This is a genomic window from Paraburkholderia sediminicola, from assembly GCF_046026675.1.
Taxonomy (GTDB): Bacteria; Pseudomonadota; Gammaproteobacteria; order Burkholderiales; family Burkholderiaceae; genus Paraburkholderia; species Paraburkholderia sediminicola_F.
The window spans coordinates 4,465,413-4,480,845 of the sequence record NZ_JAQQEY010000001.1 but is presented as its reverse complement, the minus strand read 5'-3'; the positions used below and the strand labels follow the sequence as shown (position 1 = coordinate 4,480,845).

The following is a 15,433-nucleotide window of genomic DNA, read 5'->3' as shown; positions in this document are numbered from 1 at the left end:
CTGAATCGCCGCGGCGCGTGCCAACTGGTTGGCCTTACCGGTCACGAAGTTGTCGAAGGTCAGCACGGGGTTGAGCTTCGAACGCTCGTACATCGAGTCGTTCTCGCCGTTGCCGTTCGAGCTCGCGCTTTGGCCCGGACGCCACGTGCGGCGGGCGGCCGCGGCTTCGTTCGCGTCGAGGCTGGGGAGATCGAGGTCGGCAGCATCGTCAGCCGCCGCGCGTGCGTTCGCGTTGTGGTCAGCCGCCGCGCGTGCGTTCGCGTTGTGGTCAGCCGCCGCGCGTGCATTTGCGTTGAGGGTCGCCATCGCGCTGTTCGCGCCATTGGCGCGCGCGGCATGTGCCGATTGCACGGCGCCGACGGCCGCGTCCACTGCGGCACCGCCGCCGTTTGACCCCGACGAATGGCTACCGCCCGTTGCGCCAGGTGCGGAAGACGGACGCGACGGAGCCGGCGAGGAGGTCGCCGCCGGCGCGCGCATGCCGGCTTTGGGGTCCAACACAAATTGCACGTCGACCGGCGCGTGCCAGAAGTCGCGTGCCATATCGGAAATGCGGCCGGAGAACTGGCTCTTGACCCAGTCGAGCTTGAAGCGGTTCGGCGCAGCGATGCTAAGCGTGTTCGCAGCGGCGTCGAAGGCGACCGGGGCCAACGGTTTGATCCACGTCACGTACTGCTGGGGCGTAAGCTCACGCTCTAGCAATGCGGAACAGTGTTGCCAGAAATCGTTCATCGAGTTGCTGTCGTTATGGTGTGCACGGCGGTTCGCCGCTGCCCCTGTCGCGTGCGCGCAACAAGGCCCTGAGCAGCCAGGCGTAACTGCTCCAGGCGCTTGTGCCACAAGGGTTTGCGGGGCAAGCGAGCCGGAGCGGCGTGCAGGATTTTTGGGAAGTAAGGCGAGATTCTAACGCCAAAACGTCGGCGAAAGGGAGTTATCCACAGGGACTGATCATCTGCCGGAGTCTTCTTGGGGTCAGGCCGAACCAGGCTAAACTATTGACGGCCAAAAGAAAACCGGTTTAAATAGCGGGTTCCGCGAAAACCAATTCTGTAAACCTCCGGCCATTGCCGCTTCAGCGATGATCGTGCGGTTAATTTTCGATCAGTCGATCAAGTGAGAGCAACATGAAACGTACTTACCAACCTTCCGTTACCCGTCGCAAGCGCACCCACGGCTTCCGCGTTCGCATGAAGACCGCAGGTGGCCGCAAGGTCATCAACGCACGTCGCGCGAAGGGCCGCAAGCGCCTCGCCATCTAAGGTTGGCGAGCGGATTGCGCGCTCTGTCTGTGCCTACAGGCGAAGCCAGCGGTGAAGCGGGAGCGGCAGGGGCGCCGCAACTGGGCTCGGTTCCGTTGCGAGCGCAAGCCGCCTTCCCCAAAGCCGCAAGGCTACTGAAAACGGATGAATTTTCATCCGTTTTTCGTTTGCGCCCGTGGCGCCGCACCGCGCACTTCGTGGTGTACGGCCGGCCCACCGGCAAAGACGCTCGCTTAGGCCTCGTGATCGGCAAGAAGTATGCGCCGCGCGCGGCCACGCGTAATCTGGTACGTCGACTCGCGCGTGAAGCCTTCCGGCTGCGTCGCGCGGAATTCGGCGGTTGGGATGTGCTGTTGCGTCTGCACACGCGCTTCGACAAGAAGGCTTTGCCGAGCGCCTCGTCGTCGCCGTTGAGGGCGCTGTGCCGCAGCGAAATAGAGACGCTGCTCGATAAAGCAGCGCGCGAAATTGTCCGTCGCGAGGCGCCGCCCGCGGAAGCGCCCAAGACGGAATGACGCTCAAGTGACCGCCCGCTGTGCAGCCAGGCTGCGCGGGCGTCGCCCGGTACTCCACGTTGCGCGGCGCCGTCCGGCCGCACCAGCCATGCAAACGGTACTCATCGCTTTACTGCGTTTCTACAAGGTTGCTGTGAGCCCCATGCTCGGCAACCGGTGCCGTTTTTACCCTTCCTGTTCTGATTACGCGCGCGAAGCAATCCAGTATCATGGCGCCGCGCGCGGGACTTATCTCGCCGCCAGGCGTATTTGCCGCTGCCACCCGTTTTCCGCGGGCGGCATCGATCTCGTCCCGCCTCCCACTTCTGAAAAGCGCTGACGCGCCGTTCCATCGACACTGAGACAACGCATGGATATCAAACGCACCGTCCTATGGGTCATCTTTTTCATGTCAGCGGTCATGCTGTTCGACAACTGGCAACGCGACCACGGACGCCCGTCGATGTTCTTCCCGAGCGCCAACCCGACCAAGACCGTCGGTAGCGCCGCACCGGGAACCACGACGCCGGGAACCCAATCCGCCGATCTGCCGGCCACCAACGCAGCCGCGCCGGGCAACGCGCCGGCTGCTGCGGCTCAGGGCCAACTGATCAGCTTCAGCACTGACGTCTATAACGGCGAGATCGACACCCGCGGCGGCACGCTGTCGAAGCTGTCGCTCGTCAAGCAAGGCGACGGCAAGCAGCCCGATCTGGTCATCACGCTGTTCGACCGCACCGCGAACCATACGTATCTGGCGCGCACCGGTCTGCTCGGCGGCGATTTCCCGAACCACACCGACGTCTTCACGCCGGTGCCGAACCAGCCGCACGATCTGACGGGCGACGCCAAGTCGTTCCAGCTCAGCCTCGAGTCGCCGGTGAAGGGTGGCGTGAAGGTCATCAAGACCTACACGTTCACGCGCGGCAGCTATGTGATCGGCGTCGACACGAAGATCGAGAACGTCGGGACCGCACCGGTTACGCCGTCGGTCTATATGGAACTGGTGCGCGACGATACGCCGGTGGAAACGCCGCGCTTCTCGCACACGTTCATCGGGCCGGCTGTCTACACCGACCAGCACCACTTCCAGAAGATGACGTTCAGCGACATCGACAAGAACAAGGAAGACTTCGTCAATTCGGCCGACAACGGCTGGATCGCGATGGTGCAGCATTACTTCGCGTCGGCCTGGATTCCGCAGCAAGGTGCGAAGCGCGACATCTATGTCGAGAAGATCGATCCGACGCTGTATCGCGTCGGCGTGAAACAACCGGTGGCGACCATCGCCCCGGGCCAATCGGCTGATGTGTCCGCGCGCCTGTTCGCCGGCCCGGAAGAGGAGCGCATGCTCGAAGGCATCGCTCCAGGTCTGGAACTGGTGAAAGACTATGGCTGGGTCACGATCATCGCGAAGCCGCTGTTCTGGCTGCTCGAGAAGATCCACAGCTATGTCGGCAACTGGGGCTGGTCGATCGTGCTGCTCACGCTGCTGATCAAGGCCGTGTTCTTCCCGCTGTCGGCAGCAAGCTACAAGTCGATGGCGCGCATGAAGGCGATCACGCCGCGCATGCAAGCCCTGCGCGAACGCTTCAAGGGCGATCCGCAGAAGATGAATTCGGCGTTGATGGAGCTGTACAAGACCGAGAAGGTCAATCCGTTCGGCGGCTGTCTGCCGGTCGTGATTCAGATTCCGGTGTTCATCTCGCTGTACTGGGTGCTGCTGTCGTCGGTTGAAATGCGCGGCGCACCGTGGATTCTCTGGATTCACGATCTGTCGCAACAGGATCCGTTCTTCATCCTGCCGGTGCTGATGGCCGTCTCGATGTTCCTGCAGACCAAGCTGAACCCGACGCCGCCGGACCCGGTTCAAGCCAAGATGATGATGTTCATGCCGATCGCGTTCTCGGTCATGTTCTTCTTCTTCCCGGCCGGTCTGGTGCTGTATTACGTCGTGAACAACGTGCTGTCGATCGCCCAGCAGTACTACATCACGCGGATGATGGGGCAGACGAAGGCCAAAGCGGCCTGATTGATGGCATGCCTGCAGCGGGTGGTGGTAGCGCCCGCTGGCTGACAGGCAGGTAGAAGCAGAAGCTGGCTGTAGAAAAGCCGCCCGGTTTGCGCCGGGCGGCTTTTTTTTATGACTCGGCCGATGGGCCCTTATCTTTCGATGTCGTTGTCGATGCGTCTTCAGGCGCGGCGTCGGTTTCCTGTTGCGTGCCGCCGTCAAATTCCGTCATCAGCTCCTCCACCAGATTGCGCTGCTTCGGCGACAAACCCACGAAGCGGTTAGCCATCTTTGTAACCAGCTCGACCGTTTCCGGCGTCATCGGATATTTCTCGCCGCGCGCAAGCGGCTTAGCCTTGCCCGAGGGCGTCGGCCCGTAGTGCAGCCAGTGGACGTCCTTTTGCAGCCACATCGCTAAAACCTGCAACTTATCGCGCTTTGGAATCGTCGTACCCGCGAGCCATTTGTGCGCGGTTTGTGGTGAGACGGCAGGGCCACTGCTATAAAGCAGATTGAATTCCCTGGCTAAATCGGTCCCACCCTTAATGTCTTTGGGGAGTGAGTCTTTCAGCCTTTTGGCGAAAGCTGCTTTTTCTTTGGAGGTCGGCATGGGCCCGATTGTGCAATTCGGCGCATAATCAGTGGACAACCAAACACGCAATTTTATAGCTCAAATAGGCTATTTTTAGCCTGAAATCGCCACCGAATAACGCGTTTCACGATTTTATCGAATACCGTCTTTTCCTTGTTCGGCGTGCGTTTTAGGCATTCTTGCGCGTCCATCTGTCGCAAATGCGTCTTAGGCTATCTTAGCTTGTGTGAGATAAATCCATATTTGTCTTATGAAAATCAGGCCAAGTTAGGAATCAGACCCGGGTCCAGAGCCGGAGGATGCCCGCGTTACAATGCCCGGCGCCCGCTCCTGCGCATTCAATCCCTTCTGACAGCCTCGTTCCCATGCTCGCCACCGATTCCGATCCGATCGTCGCCATTGCCACCGCACCCGGCCGAGGCGGAATCGGAGTCGTGCGGATTTCGTTCGGCCGTGCCGGGGAAGCAGCCGCACAGCCGTTGATGCAAGCGCTCACGGGCCAGGCACTCGCGCCGCGTCACGCGAGCTATGTGCCGTTTCTCGATGACGCCGGCAGCGCGCTCGATCGCGGCATCGCACTGTACTTTCCCGCGCCGCACTCCTACACCGGCGAACACGTGCTCGAGTTGCAGGGGCACGGCGGTCCGGTCGTGCTGCAACTGGTGCTGCAGCGGTGCATCGACGCCGGCCGTGCGTTCGGTCTGCGTCTGGCGGAGCCGGGAGAATTCACGCGGCGCGCGTTTCTCAACGACAAGCTGGATCTGGCGCAAGCGGAAGCCGTCGCCGATCTGATCGAGGCCAGCACCGAGGCCGCCGCACGTTCGGCGGGCCGCTCGCTCGACGGTGCGTTTTCGCGCGACATCCATGCGCTGGTCGAAGAGGTCATCACGCTGCGGATGCTGGTCGAAGCGACGCTCGATTTCCCGGAAGAAGAAATCGACTTTCTCGAAGCCGCCGACGCCCGCGGCAAGCTCACGCGGATCCGCGAGCGCCTCGTGTACGTGCTGAGCGAAGCGCGCCAGGGCGCATTGCTGCGCGAGGGTTTGTCGGTGGTGCTGGCAGGACAGCCGAACGTCGGCAAGTCGTCGCTGCTGAACGCGCTGGCCGGCGCGGAGTTGGCCATCGTCACGCCGATCGCCGGCACGACACGCGACAAGGTCGCGCAGACCATCCAGATTGAAGGCATTCCGCTGCACGTGATCGACACGGCCGGCCTGCGCGATACCGAAGACGAGGTGGAAAAGATCGGCATTGCGCGTACGTGGAGCGAGATCGAACGCGCAGACGTCGTGCTGCATCTGCTCGATGCACGTACCGGCATGACCGCCGAAGACGAAACGATCGCTGCGCGTTTCCCGAGCGGCGTGCCGGTGGTACGCGTGCTGAACAAGACGGATCTGACCGGGCTCGCGCCGTCCGTGACGCCGCTCGACGCGGATCTGGAGCTCAGCGAAGTGGGGCTGTCGGCGAAACGGGGCGATGGCGTTGCGTTGCTTCGTGAAGAATTGCTGCGTATCGCCGGTTGGCAAGCTGGCGCGGAGAGCGTCTATCTCGCGCGCGAGCGGCATTTGATTGCGCTGCGCGCGGCCCAGGAGCATCTGGCAACGGCTGCAGCGCACGCCGATCAGAATTCTCAGGCGCTTGATCTGTTTGCCGAAGAGCTGCGTCTCGCGCAGGATCAACTGAACTCGATCACCGGCGAATTCAGTTCGGACGATCTACTCGGGGTGATTTTCAGCCGGTTTTGTATTGGTAAGTAGGAAGGTTTCACGGCTCTCGAGCGAAAGGCTTATGTGGTATGCCTCATACAGCCTTTTAACACGGTCTTCCGGCCATAGGCCGTGCCCCATCTGTTGACCTAAAGCCCCACATTTCTTTGGTACACAACAGACAACCGGTTTAAAATCCCCGCTGTCCGTGTATCAAACGATCCGCCATGCCCAAACTAGCCACCCCTCTCACCGAAGGGCAGATCCGCGCGCTCGAACCGCGCGCCACCCGATATTGCGTCGCAGACGGCAACGGCCTCGTCATCGAAATCATGACGACGGGCACCAAAGTCTGGCGCTTCCGCTATTCACTGAACGGCAAGCGGCAGCCGCTGGCCACGATCGGCGACTACCGGATGATTTCGCTGCGGGTCGCGCGCGCCAAAGCGCAGAAGTACGCGGAGATGGTCGCGAGCGGTGTCTCGCCAGTGGCGACGGCGCGTCGCGACCGCGGTGCCGAAAGCAAAGCCGAGGTGCTGCGCGAGGCCGCCGAGCTCTATCTCGCGACGGAGATGGCCGGCAAGTCGGCGGAGTATCAGCGCACCACGCGGCGCGCGCTTGAAAAGGACGTCCTTCCCGCCATCGGCGCCAAGCCGATCAAAGCTGTAACGGACGACGACATCCGCGCGATATGCGACCAGATCAAAAGCCGCGGCTCGCCCAAGATGGCGCTGCACACGCGCAACGCCGTCAAGCGGCTCTATGAGTACCTTATCGCCCGCCAGCTCGCCACGGCCAATCCGGCAGAACTCATCCCGGCGCGCTTCATCGCAACGCCGGACAGCCGCACCCGCGTGCTCGATCCTGACGAAATAGGCGCCACGCTCCGGGCGATCTACGCCTCGAACATTCGGCGTCCGCTGAAACTGGCTTTACACCTGCTGGTGCTGACGATGGTGCGGAAGTCGGACCTCATCGAGGCGGCCTGGTCCGAATTCAACCTCGACGCAGCTCGATGGACGATCCCGGCTGAGCGCATGAATAAGGACCGTAAGCATGTGGTGCATCTCTCGCATCAGGCGGTCGCACTGCTTCGCGAGCTTCAGGACACGAAAACCAGCCGGAATTTCGTATTCCCAAGTGTCAGGGGCGACAACCGGCCGATCGCGAAGAGCACGCTCAATCAAGCCGTCAAATCGCTCGGGCTCGACGTCGAGCATTTCGTCCTACATGACTTCCGACGCACCGCTGCGACCCACTTGCGCGAGATGGGGCAGTCTGTGGACGTGATTGAGAATGCGTTGGCGCATGCCGTCAAAGATGCCCCGGGTGGAAACCATCACGCTGAACACGCTGCGGAACGACGTCGTACCTTGCAACTGTGGGCGGATTTTGTCGACGCCCAAATCGCGAGCAGTCGGCAAGGCGTGATCGGCTAAATGCGGCGGGTGCGGCAAACGCGGCAGGTGTCAGGCCGGTTGCCGCAACTCTCCTCGCCATTGGTCAACAGTACACTTTATGGTACACAGAGAAAGAAGGAGCAGAGACAAGTACCTTCCTATAAAAGAAAAATACCTTCCTCACTAGGTTCTCAATTTTCTTACGCCGCGCCCTGCAAGCCCAATCACGTCAATCACGACGCGCCGCGGCAGCCAACTGTTTAAAGCGTCCTTTTTTCTTGCCGTTCATCGTCTAAACTAAAACATCGATGCACATCGGGACGGAGGCTCCTATGTCTGAACCGTTAATGGCTTATTTGCTGGGACCTTTGGTGATGCTGCTGGTCGGCGTGGCAATCTGGGCCGCGTCCCACTATCGCGAGAAGACGAAGCCGGAGCGCCTCGAACGCTGGCTCGATACGCATTATGCGGAGTGGCTGCATCACAAGCACTGAGCAGAGATACCCAACAAGAAAAGGCCGTCGCACCCTGCGACGGCCTTTTTCTCTGTAGCGCGCGAGCACCGCACCTGCGCGCGCCTCAGCACGTCCTTACCAGCCCTGTTGCGGCTGCTGCGGATACCCATATTGTGCGGGCGGAGGCGCACCGCACGCGACATACGCGCGCTGGTACTGGTCATAGCAGTATCCCGGCGGCGGCCCTGCGTACACGGGCGCCGGTTGATACACCGGTTGCGCATAAACCGGCTGCTGGTAAGCGACCACAGGCGCCGGATTCAACACGGACGTCACCACCGCGCCCAGCACGGCACCGCCGATCAGCGCACCGACCACATCGCCGCCATTGCCATGTGCCGACGCTTGACCCGCCGCGCTCAGGCTCCCCACCATCAACAACGCCACCGCAATCTTTTTCATGTTTCGCTCCCGCCGTTCAGGCATGGAACGGATTGTGTAGGGCGCGCGCGGAAATAGATGCTGCAGTTGGTAACCGGGCATTACGGGTGTAACGCGTCGGTGGGCAACCGCCTCGCCGACCTCCATCCATTCCCACGATCAATGTAAAATTCGCCGCATGACCCGTCGGACAAATCCGACGATCAGCAAAGCTTTCCGATCCTTCGACCCCGAGACCCACAGGTCGACATCGGGCGTCGAGCCCAAGCAAAAAAGTTAAGGGGCGTGCGCGTGAAACAATGGACCATCCGGCAACGGATTCTGTGCAGCTTCGGGATCGTGCTGATCGTGATGCTGGCAATGGCGATCGTCACTTTCGAGCAACTCGGCGGCATCGACCGCGACGCGAAGAGTCAGCAGGAAGACTCGATGCCCGGCCTCTACTACGCGACCGCGATGCGCGCGGCCTGGTTCGAGAACTACACCGTCACGCAGCGTCTCATTTACGTGGACGCAGACCCCGACTCCGTCAAGCGCGACACCGCCCGTTTGCAGGAGACCGAGCAAATACTTCAGAAGCTCCTCGGCGACTACGGCGCGACCATCTTCCGCGACAACGATCGCGAGTCCTTTAACGACTTCCGCCAGCAACACACACAGTACCTGCCGATCCAGACGTCCCTGTTGAATGCCTTGCCGAGTTCGAAAGAGAACGCCGCACAGATTTTCAACACGCAGCTCACGTCGATCTGGGAGACAGGCCGCGTCTCGGTGCGCAAGCTGGTCGACAACAACAAGGCCGACGCCGACAAGGCCGCCGAAAACATCCGCAGCTCGGTTGAGGCGACGCGTGTCGTGCTGCTCGTGATGCTGCTGATTGCTGCCATCGCCGCCGTGCTGGCCGGTTACTGGCTGCTGCGCGCGGTCACCACACCGATGGCGAAGGTGCTGCAAGTCGTCGACGTCATGCGCACGGGCGACCTCACGCAACGTCTGCAACTGAACCGCGCGGATGAAATCGGTGCCCTCGAAGCGGGCTTTAACCGCATGACCGATGAGCTCACCGCACTGGTCGGCCAGGCGCAGAAGTCGGCGGTTCAGGTCACCACGTCGGTGACGGAGATCGCCGCGACCTCGCGCGAACAGCAGGCCACCGCGAACGAAACAGCGGCGACCACCACGGAGATCGGCGCCACGTCGCGCGAAATCTTCGCGACCTCGCGCGACCTGCTGCGCACGATGAACGAAGTTTCGGAAGTGGCTGGACAATCCGCCGCACTCGCCGGCACCGGTCATGCCGGTCTCGCGCGCATGGAAGACACCATGCGCCTCGTGATGGAAGCGGCCGGCTCAGTCAACGCAAAGCTCGCGATCCTCAACGAGAAGGCCAGCAACATCAACCAGGTCGTCGCCACCATCACCAAGGTCGCGGATCAGACCAACCTGCTCTCGCTGAACGCGGCGATCGAAGCAGAAAAGGCCGGCGAATACGGTCGCGGCTTCGCGGTCGTGGCAACCGAGATTCGCCGCCTCGCGGATCAAACCGCCGTCGCGACCTACGACATCGAACAGATGGTGAAAGAGATCCAGTCGGCGGTGGCCGCGGGCGTGATGGGCATGGACAAGTTCTCCGAAGAAGTCCGGCGCGGCATGCTCGATGTGCAGAACGTGGGCGGCCATCTCACGCAGATCATCCAGCAGGTGCAGCAACTCGCGCCGCGCTTCTCGATGGTCAACGAAGGCATGCAGACGCAAGCCACCGGCGCCGAGCAGATTACCCAGGCACTGACGCAGCTCTCCGAGGCCGCGCAGCAGACGGCGGAATCGCTGCGCCAGTCGACCCAGGCGATCGACGATCTGACGCACGTCGCCAATAGTCTGCGCACCGGCGTATCGCGCTTCAAGGTGGTGGCCTGACGCGCCGCGGCGGGCTCACTGAAGCACGCCGACGCCGATCCACCCATACGCCTCTCCTACAGCCCAAGCCCACGCCGATGCTCTTCATCCTCTTCACGCTCGATAACGAACGCTACGTGGTCGACGCGACGCAGGTGGAGCGTCTGATGCCGCTCACGCCGCAGTCGCCTCCGAAGTCGATTCCCGGCGCGCCGTCGTGGGTCGCGGGCGTGCTCGAGCACGAGGGCACGCCGCTGCCGGTGATCGATCTGCCGGCGCTCGCGCTCGGCCGCCCCGCCGAACAGTTGATGTCGACGCGTGTCGTGCTGGTGCGCTATCCGCACGCGGGCACGGTGCGCCTGCTCGCGCTGCTGCTCGAAGGCGCAACGCGTACCATCCGTCTGGACGCCGACGCGTTTCATGACGCCGGCATCGACATGCCGAACGCACGCTATCTGGGCCCGGTCGCGAGCGAAGCAGGCGGTCTGGTGCAATGGATTCGCGTCGAGCATCTGCTGCCCGACGACGTCAAAGCCCTGCTGTTTCCCGAGGCGCACGTATGAACGCGCATCACGACAACGCACCGCTCTATCGACGCTTCGCCGATCTGCTGCATCGAACCATCGGGCTCGATGCAGCGTCGCTTGGTCATCAGTCGATCGAGCGCGCGGTCGATCAGCGCGTCGCAGCCTGGTGCGCGGACGGTCACGCCGACGCCACGCTCGCCGACTACTGGGAAGCGACGTATGCGTCGCCTTCGATGGTGCAGGCGCTGGTCGAAACGGTGGTGGTACCGGAGACCTGGTTCTATCGCGACGCCGACGCGTTCAGGGCGCTCGCGCGTCTCGCGCACGAACGCCTCGACGAGCGCGGCACCGCGCTGCCGCTGCGGATTCTGAGCCTGCCATGCTCGACCGGCGAAGAGCCGTACACGATCGCGATGACGCTGCTCGACGCCGGCATCGACGCCGCGGACATGCGCATCGACGCAATGGATATCAGCGAGCGTTCACTGGCCCTCGCACAGCGCGCCGTGTACAGCCGCAACTCGTTTCGCGGCAATGCGTTCCCATTCCGCGACGCCCACTTCACGCGCACCGAAGACGGCTGGCGTCTCGCGCCGCGCATCGTCGACGCGGTCCGGTTTTCGCGCGCGAACCTGATGCAACTCGATGCGACCGCGCTCGGCGTCTACGACTTCGTGTTCTGCCGCAACGTGCTGATTTACTTCGACCGCGACGCACAGCAGACGGCTTTGCATTCGCTCAACGGCGTGCTGGCTGAAAATGGCACGCTGTTCGTCGGTCCGGCGGAGACTGGGCTGTTGATGCGTTACGGCATGCAGTCGGCGAAGATTCCTCTGGCGTTCGCGTTCTACCGCGCCACGCCCGCTGAAGCGCAGTTGAACAGCTGGCACACCGCGCCGCTCGCCACCGCCGCGGCACTCGCGATGACGCATTCGCCGGTGCCCGCGCTCGCGCCGCTGCAGGTGTTTTCAGCGGAGCCTTTCGCGTGGGCCGATCCGGTTGCACGCGAACCTTTAGGCGGTATTCCGCAACACACGCCGAAGCCGTCCAGCGCTGTGTCGCAGTCGCACGAGTTCATGTCACCGCACATCATCTCGCCGACCAACGCCGCACGCGACACGCTGCAAGCGGCGCACGCGCTGGCCGACGCGGGCCGTCTGACGGAAGCCGCGAACGCGATCAACGTCTATCTGGAGCAGCACGCCCCGCACGCCGATGCGTTCTACCTGCTCGGCGTACTGGCCGACGCCAGCGGCGATACGAACCTCGCCCGCGGCCAGTATCGCAAGGCGCTCTACCTCGACCCACAGCACGCCGAAGCGCTCGCGCATCTGGCAACGCTGCTCGAACTCGAGGGCGATCGCAATGGCGCCCGTCTGTTGATGGACCGCGCGTCGCGCGCACAGGGAGCGCAACGTGGTTGAGGAGCGCACGGTGACCTTCGACGATTGCTGGAACCGCATCGGCGTGCGCGGCGATTCGTCGTGCGAGCGACTGGTCGAATACGTGCGCTGTCTGAATTGCCCCGTGTTCGAAGCGGCCGCGGCCAAATTGCTGGAGCGTCCGATTCCGCTTGTGGATCTCTCGCAGCATGAGTCCCGCGTGCCGGCGCGTCCGCAACGACATGATCAGCAAGGCGCAACTGAATCGTTCCTAATCTTCCGTATCGGTGGCGAATGGCTCGCGCTGCCCACGCCGATCTTCAAGCGCATCGTGCAGACGCGGCCGATTCATACGTTGCCGCATCGGCAGCATCGCGCGGTGCTGGGCGTAGTGAACGTGCAGGGCGACTTGCTGGTGTGCCTGTCGCTCGCGCATCTGCTGGGTTTCGAAGCCGACACCACTTCAGGCGACGACAAAGCGCGTCACGATCTGCCGCGTTTGCTAGTGGTCTCGCGCGCCGAAGAGCAAGCGGTATTGCCCGTCGATCAGGTCGACGGTGTGCATCGGATCGCCGTCTCCACCTTTTGTCCGCCGCCCGCGACGCTCTCGCAAGCCGCCGCTGCGCATACGCGCGCCGTGGCCCCGTGGCGCGGCATGACGGTCGGCCTGCTCGACGCCGATGCATTGTTCGACACTTTGAACCGGAGTCTCGGATGACGGACGACCCGCGCCGCCCGTCGCTGATCGATCTCTTCCGCGAAGAAGCGCGGACCCAGGCACGGGTGCTCAACGACGGCCTGCTCACCCTCGACCGCGCTCCGCGCGATGCCGCGGCGCTCGAAGCCTGCATGCGTGCGGCGCATTCGCTGAAAGGTGCAGCGCGTATCGTCGGCGTGCAGGTGGGTGTCGAGCTCGCGCACGCGATGGAAGATTGTTTCGTCGCCGCGCAGGAAGGGCGCGCGTTGCTCGACGCTGCCTGGATTGACGAGTTGCTGCGCGGAGTCGATATCGTTGCGCGCATCGGCAATGATGAGGACGAGTCGGCGCGTGACGCGGTTAGCGTGTGTGTCGCGTCGCTGCAAGCGCGGATGGCGGGTGTGGTGCCGCATGGAGCGGCAATGCGGCGGGAAGCTGTGCCGCCTGCTGCCGCCACGCCTGCTGCGAATCCTGCTCGCGTCGACGGTTCTGCATCTGCACCCAGCGTAGCCACCAAACCGCAAACCGCATCAGCCGACGCTGACGCCGCATTCAATCTGCTAGCTAGCGCGCTGCGCGCCGAAGCGCCGCCCGCCTCTGCCATATCGGCCAACGCGACTGCAAATGCGTCCGCGCCTGCTTCAGGAACCCAGTCTGCTCCTGCAAGCGCCTCACCATCCGCCTCTGCGACCCCGTTCGCTTCTTCAAACGCCCCAGCTTCCGCCGCCGCAACCCCGGCCGCTCCTTCAGGCACCTCTGAGTCGTCGACCGCAAACGCGTCCACGACGAACGAAACTAGCGCCCCAGCAACAGACCCCAGCCGCATGCTGCGCGTACGCGCCGACAACCTCGACCGGCTGCTCGCCCTATCCGGCGAATCACTGGTCGAATCACGCTGGCTCAAACCCTTCGCGCAATCGATGCTGCGCGTCAAACGCGTCCAACGTGACGGCACACGCGCGCTGGACCAGCTACACGAAACGCTCGCCGACCTGAAGCTCGACCCGCGCGCGCACGCCGCGCTCGAAGAACTGCGCCGCCTCACAGCAGAGTCGCAGCATCTGCTCGCCGAGCGCCTGGCCGATCTGGAAAGCTTCGACCGCCGCTCGACCCATCTGTCGCAGCAGTTATACGACGCCGCACTGCAATGCCGCATGCGCCCTTTCGGCGACGGCACCAGCGGTCTCGCGCGCATGGTGCGCGACGTCGCGCGTTCGCTCGGCAAGAAGGTGCGCTGGCAACTGGTCGGTGAATCGACTCAAGTCGACCGCGACATTCTCGATCTGCTCGAAGCGCCGCTTGGTCATATGCTGCGCAACGCGATCGACCACGGCATTGAAGCGCCTGCGGACCGTCTCGCGCGCGGCAAGTCCGAAGAAGGCACGCTCACGCTCGACGCACGCCACACGGCCGGCGCCCTGCTCATCACTGTCTCCGACGACGGCGCCGGCATCGATCTCGACGCATTGCGCACGTCGATCGTTGGCAAGAAACTGGCGAGTGCGGAAACGGCCGCGCGTCTGTCCGAAACCGAGCTGCTTGAATTCCTCCTCCTGCCCGGCTTCTCGCTGCGCGATCAGGTCACCGAGGTGTCCGGTCGTGGCGTCGGACTCGACGCGGTGCACGACGTCGTCAAGCGCGTGCGTGGCGCGGTGCGCATCACACAGGAACCCGGCGTCGGCACACGCGTGCAGCTGCAGTTGCCGCTCACGCTCTCGGTGATTCGCAGCCTGCTTGTTGAAGTCGCCGGCGAGCCGTACGCCGTACCGCTCGCGCATGTGAACCGCACGCTGCACGTGAGCCGCGCGGATATCGAATTGCTCGAAGGCCATCAACACATTGCCTTCGACGGCCGCCGCATCGGCGTCGTCACCGCGCATCAGATTCTCGACACCGCGCCGCCCGCCAACGAAGGCGATACCGTCAGCCTGATCGTGATCGGCGACGGTGGCGAAACCTACGGCGTGGTGGTCGATCGCTTTCTCGGCGAGCGGATGCTGGTCGTGCAGCCGCTCGACCGACGCCTCGGCAAGATCAGGAACATCACCGCCGGCGCGTTGATGGAAAACGGCGACCCGGTGCTGATCGCCGATGTCGACGACTGGCTGCGCTCGGTCGAAAGGCTCGTCGCAGGCGGCGATCTGAAACACACACAGCACGGCGCTGCCCTCGCTGCCCGGCGCGTCACGCGACGCGTGCTGGTGGTTGACGATTCGCTCACCGTGCGCGAGCTCGAACGCAAGCTGCTGGCTACACGCGGCTACGACGTGACGATCGCCGTCGACGGCATGGACGGCTGGAACGCGGTACGTGGTGAGCACTTCGACCTCGTGATTACCGACATCGACATGCCGCGTATGGACGGCATCGAACTCGTCACGCTCATCAAGCGCGATCCGCAACTACAGTCGCTGCCGGTGATGATCGTCTCGTACAAGGATCGTGAAGAGGATCGCCGCGCCGGCCTGAACGCAGGCGCGGATTACTATCTGGCGAAAGGCAGTTTCCACGACGAAGCGCTGCTCGATGCAGTGCGTGATCTGATCGGCGAAGCTTACGGTTAAACCCAC

Annotated in this window: 15 protein-coding genes; 12 read left to right on the top strand and 3 right to left on the bottom strand. The window is 63.1% G+C overall.

Going from position 1 to position 15,433, the window contains the following annotated elements; all coding sequences use genetic code 11:
• Positions 1–732: DnaA N-terminal domain-containing protein (locus PQQ86_RS19755; protein ID WP_408269984.1), on the bottom strand; the 732-nt coding region annotated here is incomplete at its 3' end.
• 392 nt (positions 733–1,124) lie between these two features.
• Here PQQ86_RS19755 and rpmH point away from each other — a divergent pair.
• From rpmH to yidC, 4 genes are all read left to right on the top strand, one after another.
• Positions 1,125–1,259, top strand: a complete 135-nt coding sequence (rpmH, locus tag PQQ86_RS19750; RefSeq protein ID WP_004198824.1) for a 50S ribosomal protein L34 — start codon at positions 1,125–1,127, stop codon at positions 1,257–1,259.
• 14 nt (positions 1,260–1,273) lie between these two features.
• The gene (gene rnpA / locus PQQ86_RS19745) at positions 1,274–1,774 is read left to right on the top strand and encodes a ribonuclease P protein component (protein ID WP_408269981.1); all 501 of its coding nucleotides are present in this window, start codon (positions 1,274–1,276) and stop codon (positions 1,772–1,774) included.
• A gap of 88 nt (positions 1,775–1,862) precedes the next feature.
• A complete protein-coding gene (gene yidD / locus PQQ86_RS19740; protein WP_007180115.1) occupies positions 1,863–2,093 on the top strand; it encodes a membrane protein insertion efficiency factor YidD in 231 nt (76 codons plus the stop codon).
• Positions 2,094–2,123: 30 nt separating this feature from the next.
• Positions 2,124–3,785, top strand: coding sequence for a membrane protein insertase YidC (yidC, locus tag PQQ86_RS19735; protein WP_408269978.1), 1,662 nt, complete (start codon positions 2,124–2,126; stop codon positions 3,783–3,785).
• A 109-nt stretch (positions 3,786–3,894) separates the two neighbouring features.
• Here yidC and PQQ86_RS19730 read toward each other — a convergent pair whose 3' ends face one another.
• Positions 3,895–4,374, bottom strand: a complete 480-nt coding sequence (locus PQQ86_RS19730; protein ID WP_408269976.1) for an XRE family transcriptional regulator — start codon at positions 4,372–4,374, stop codon at positions 3,895–3,897.
• Positions 4,375–4,721: 347 nt separating this feature from the next.
• Here PQQ86_RS19730 and mnmE point away from each other — a divergent pair, with 347 nt between their 5' ends.
• From mnmE to PQQ86_RS19715, 3 genes are all read left to right on the top strand, one after another.
• Positions 4,722–6,116 (top strand): tRNA uridine-5-carboxymethylaminomethyl(34) synthesis GTPase MnmE, encoded by a 1,395-nt coding sequence (gene mnmE / locus PQQ86_RS19725; RefSeq protein ID WP_408269973.1) that lies wholly within the window; start codon positions 4,722–4,724, stop codon positions 6,114–6,116.
• A 176-nt stretch (positions 6,117–6,292) separates the two neighbouring features.
• Positions 6,293–7,504 carry a tyrosine-type recombinase/integrase gene (locus tag PQQ86_RS19720; protein ID WP_408269968.1) on the top strand — a complete coding sequence of 404 codons (1,212 nt, stop codon included), beginning with the start codon at positions 6,293–6,295 and terminating at the stop codon, positions 7,502–7,504.
• A gap of 293 nt (positions 7,505–7,797) precedes the next feature.
• Positions 7,798–7,959, top strand: coding sequence for a hypothetical protein (locus tag PQQ86_RS19715; protein ID WP_179839231.1), 162 nt, complete (start codon positions 7,798–7,800; stop codon positions 7,957–7,959).
• A gap of 96 nt (positions 7,960–8,055) precedes the next feature.
• Here PQQ86_RS19715 and PQQ86_RS19710 read toward each other — a convergent pair whose 3' ends face one another.
• Positions 8,056–8,382 (bottom strand): ecotin precursor, encoded by a 327-nt coding sequence (locus tag PQQ86_RS19710; protein ID WP_408269966.1) that lies wholly within the window; start codon positions 8,380–8,382, stop codon positions 8,056–8,058.
• 270 nt (positions 8,383–8,652) lie between these two features.
• Here PQQ86_RS19710 and PQQ86_RS19705 point away from each other — a divergent pair, with 270 nt between their 5' ends.
• The 5 genes from PQQ86_RS19705 (at position 8,653) to PQQ86_RS19685 (ending at position 15,427) form a co-directional block, all read left to right on the top strand.
• Positions 8,653–10,278, top strand: coding sequence for a methyl-accepting chemotaxis protein (locus PQQ86_RS19705; protein ID WP_408269963.1), 1,626 nt, complete (start codon positions 8,653–8,655; stop codon positions 10,276–10,278).
• A 77-nt stretch (positions 10,279–10,355) separates the two neighbouring features.
• Entirely contained in the window at positions 10,356–10,820 is a 465-nt protein-coding gene (locus tag PQQ86_RS19700; protein WP_408269960.1) for a chemotaxis protein CheW, read from the top strand.
• On the top strand, positions 10,817–12,208 hold the full coding sequence (locus PQQ86_RS19695) for a CheR family methyltransferase (RefSeq protein WP_408269957.1): 1,392 nt from the start codon (positions 10,817–10,819) through the stop codon (positions 12,206–12,208). Before PQQ86_RS19700 ends, PQQ86_RS19695 begins: the two co-directional genes overlap by 4 nt.
• Positions 12,209–12,218: 10 nt before the next feature.
• Positions 12,219–12,884 (top strand): chemotaxis protein CheW, encoded by a 666-nt coding sequence (locus PQQ86_RS19690; RefSeq protein WP_408269953.1) that lies wholly within the window; start codon positions 12,219–12,221, stop codon positions 12,882–12,884.
• Complete coding sequence (locus PQQ86_RS19685; RefSeq protein WP_408269948.1) at positions 12,881–15,427, top strand: hybrid sensor histidine kinase/response regulator; 2,547 nt, start codon at positions 12,881–12,883, stop codon at positions 15,425–15,427. Before PQQ86_RS19690 ends, PQQ86_RS19685 begins: the two co-directional genes overlap by 4 nt.
• Positions 15,428–15,433: the final 6 nt, after the last annotated feature.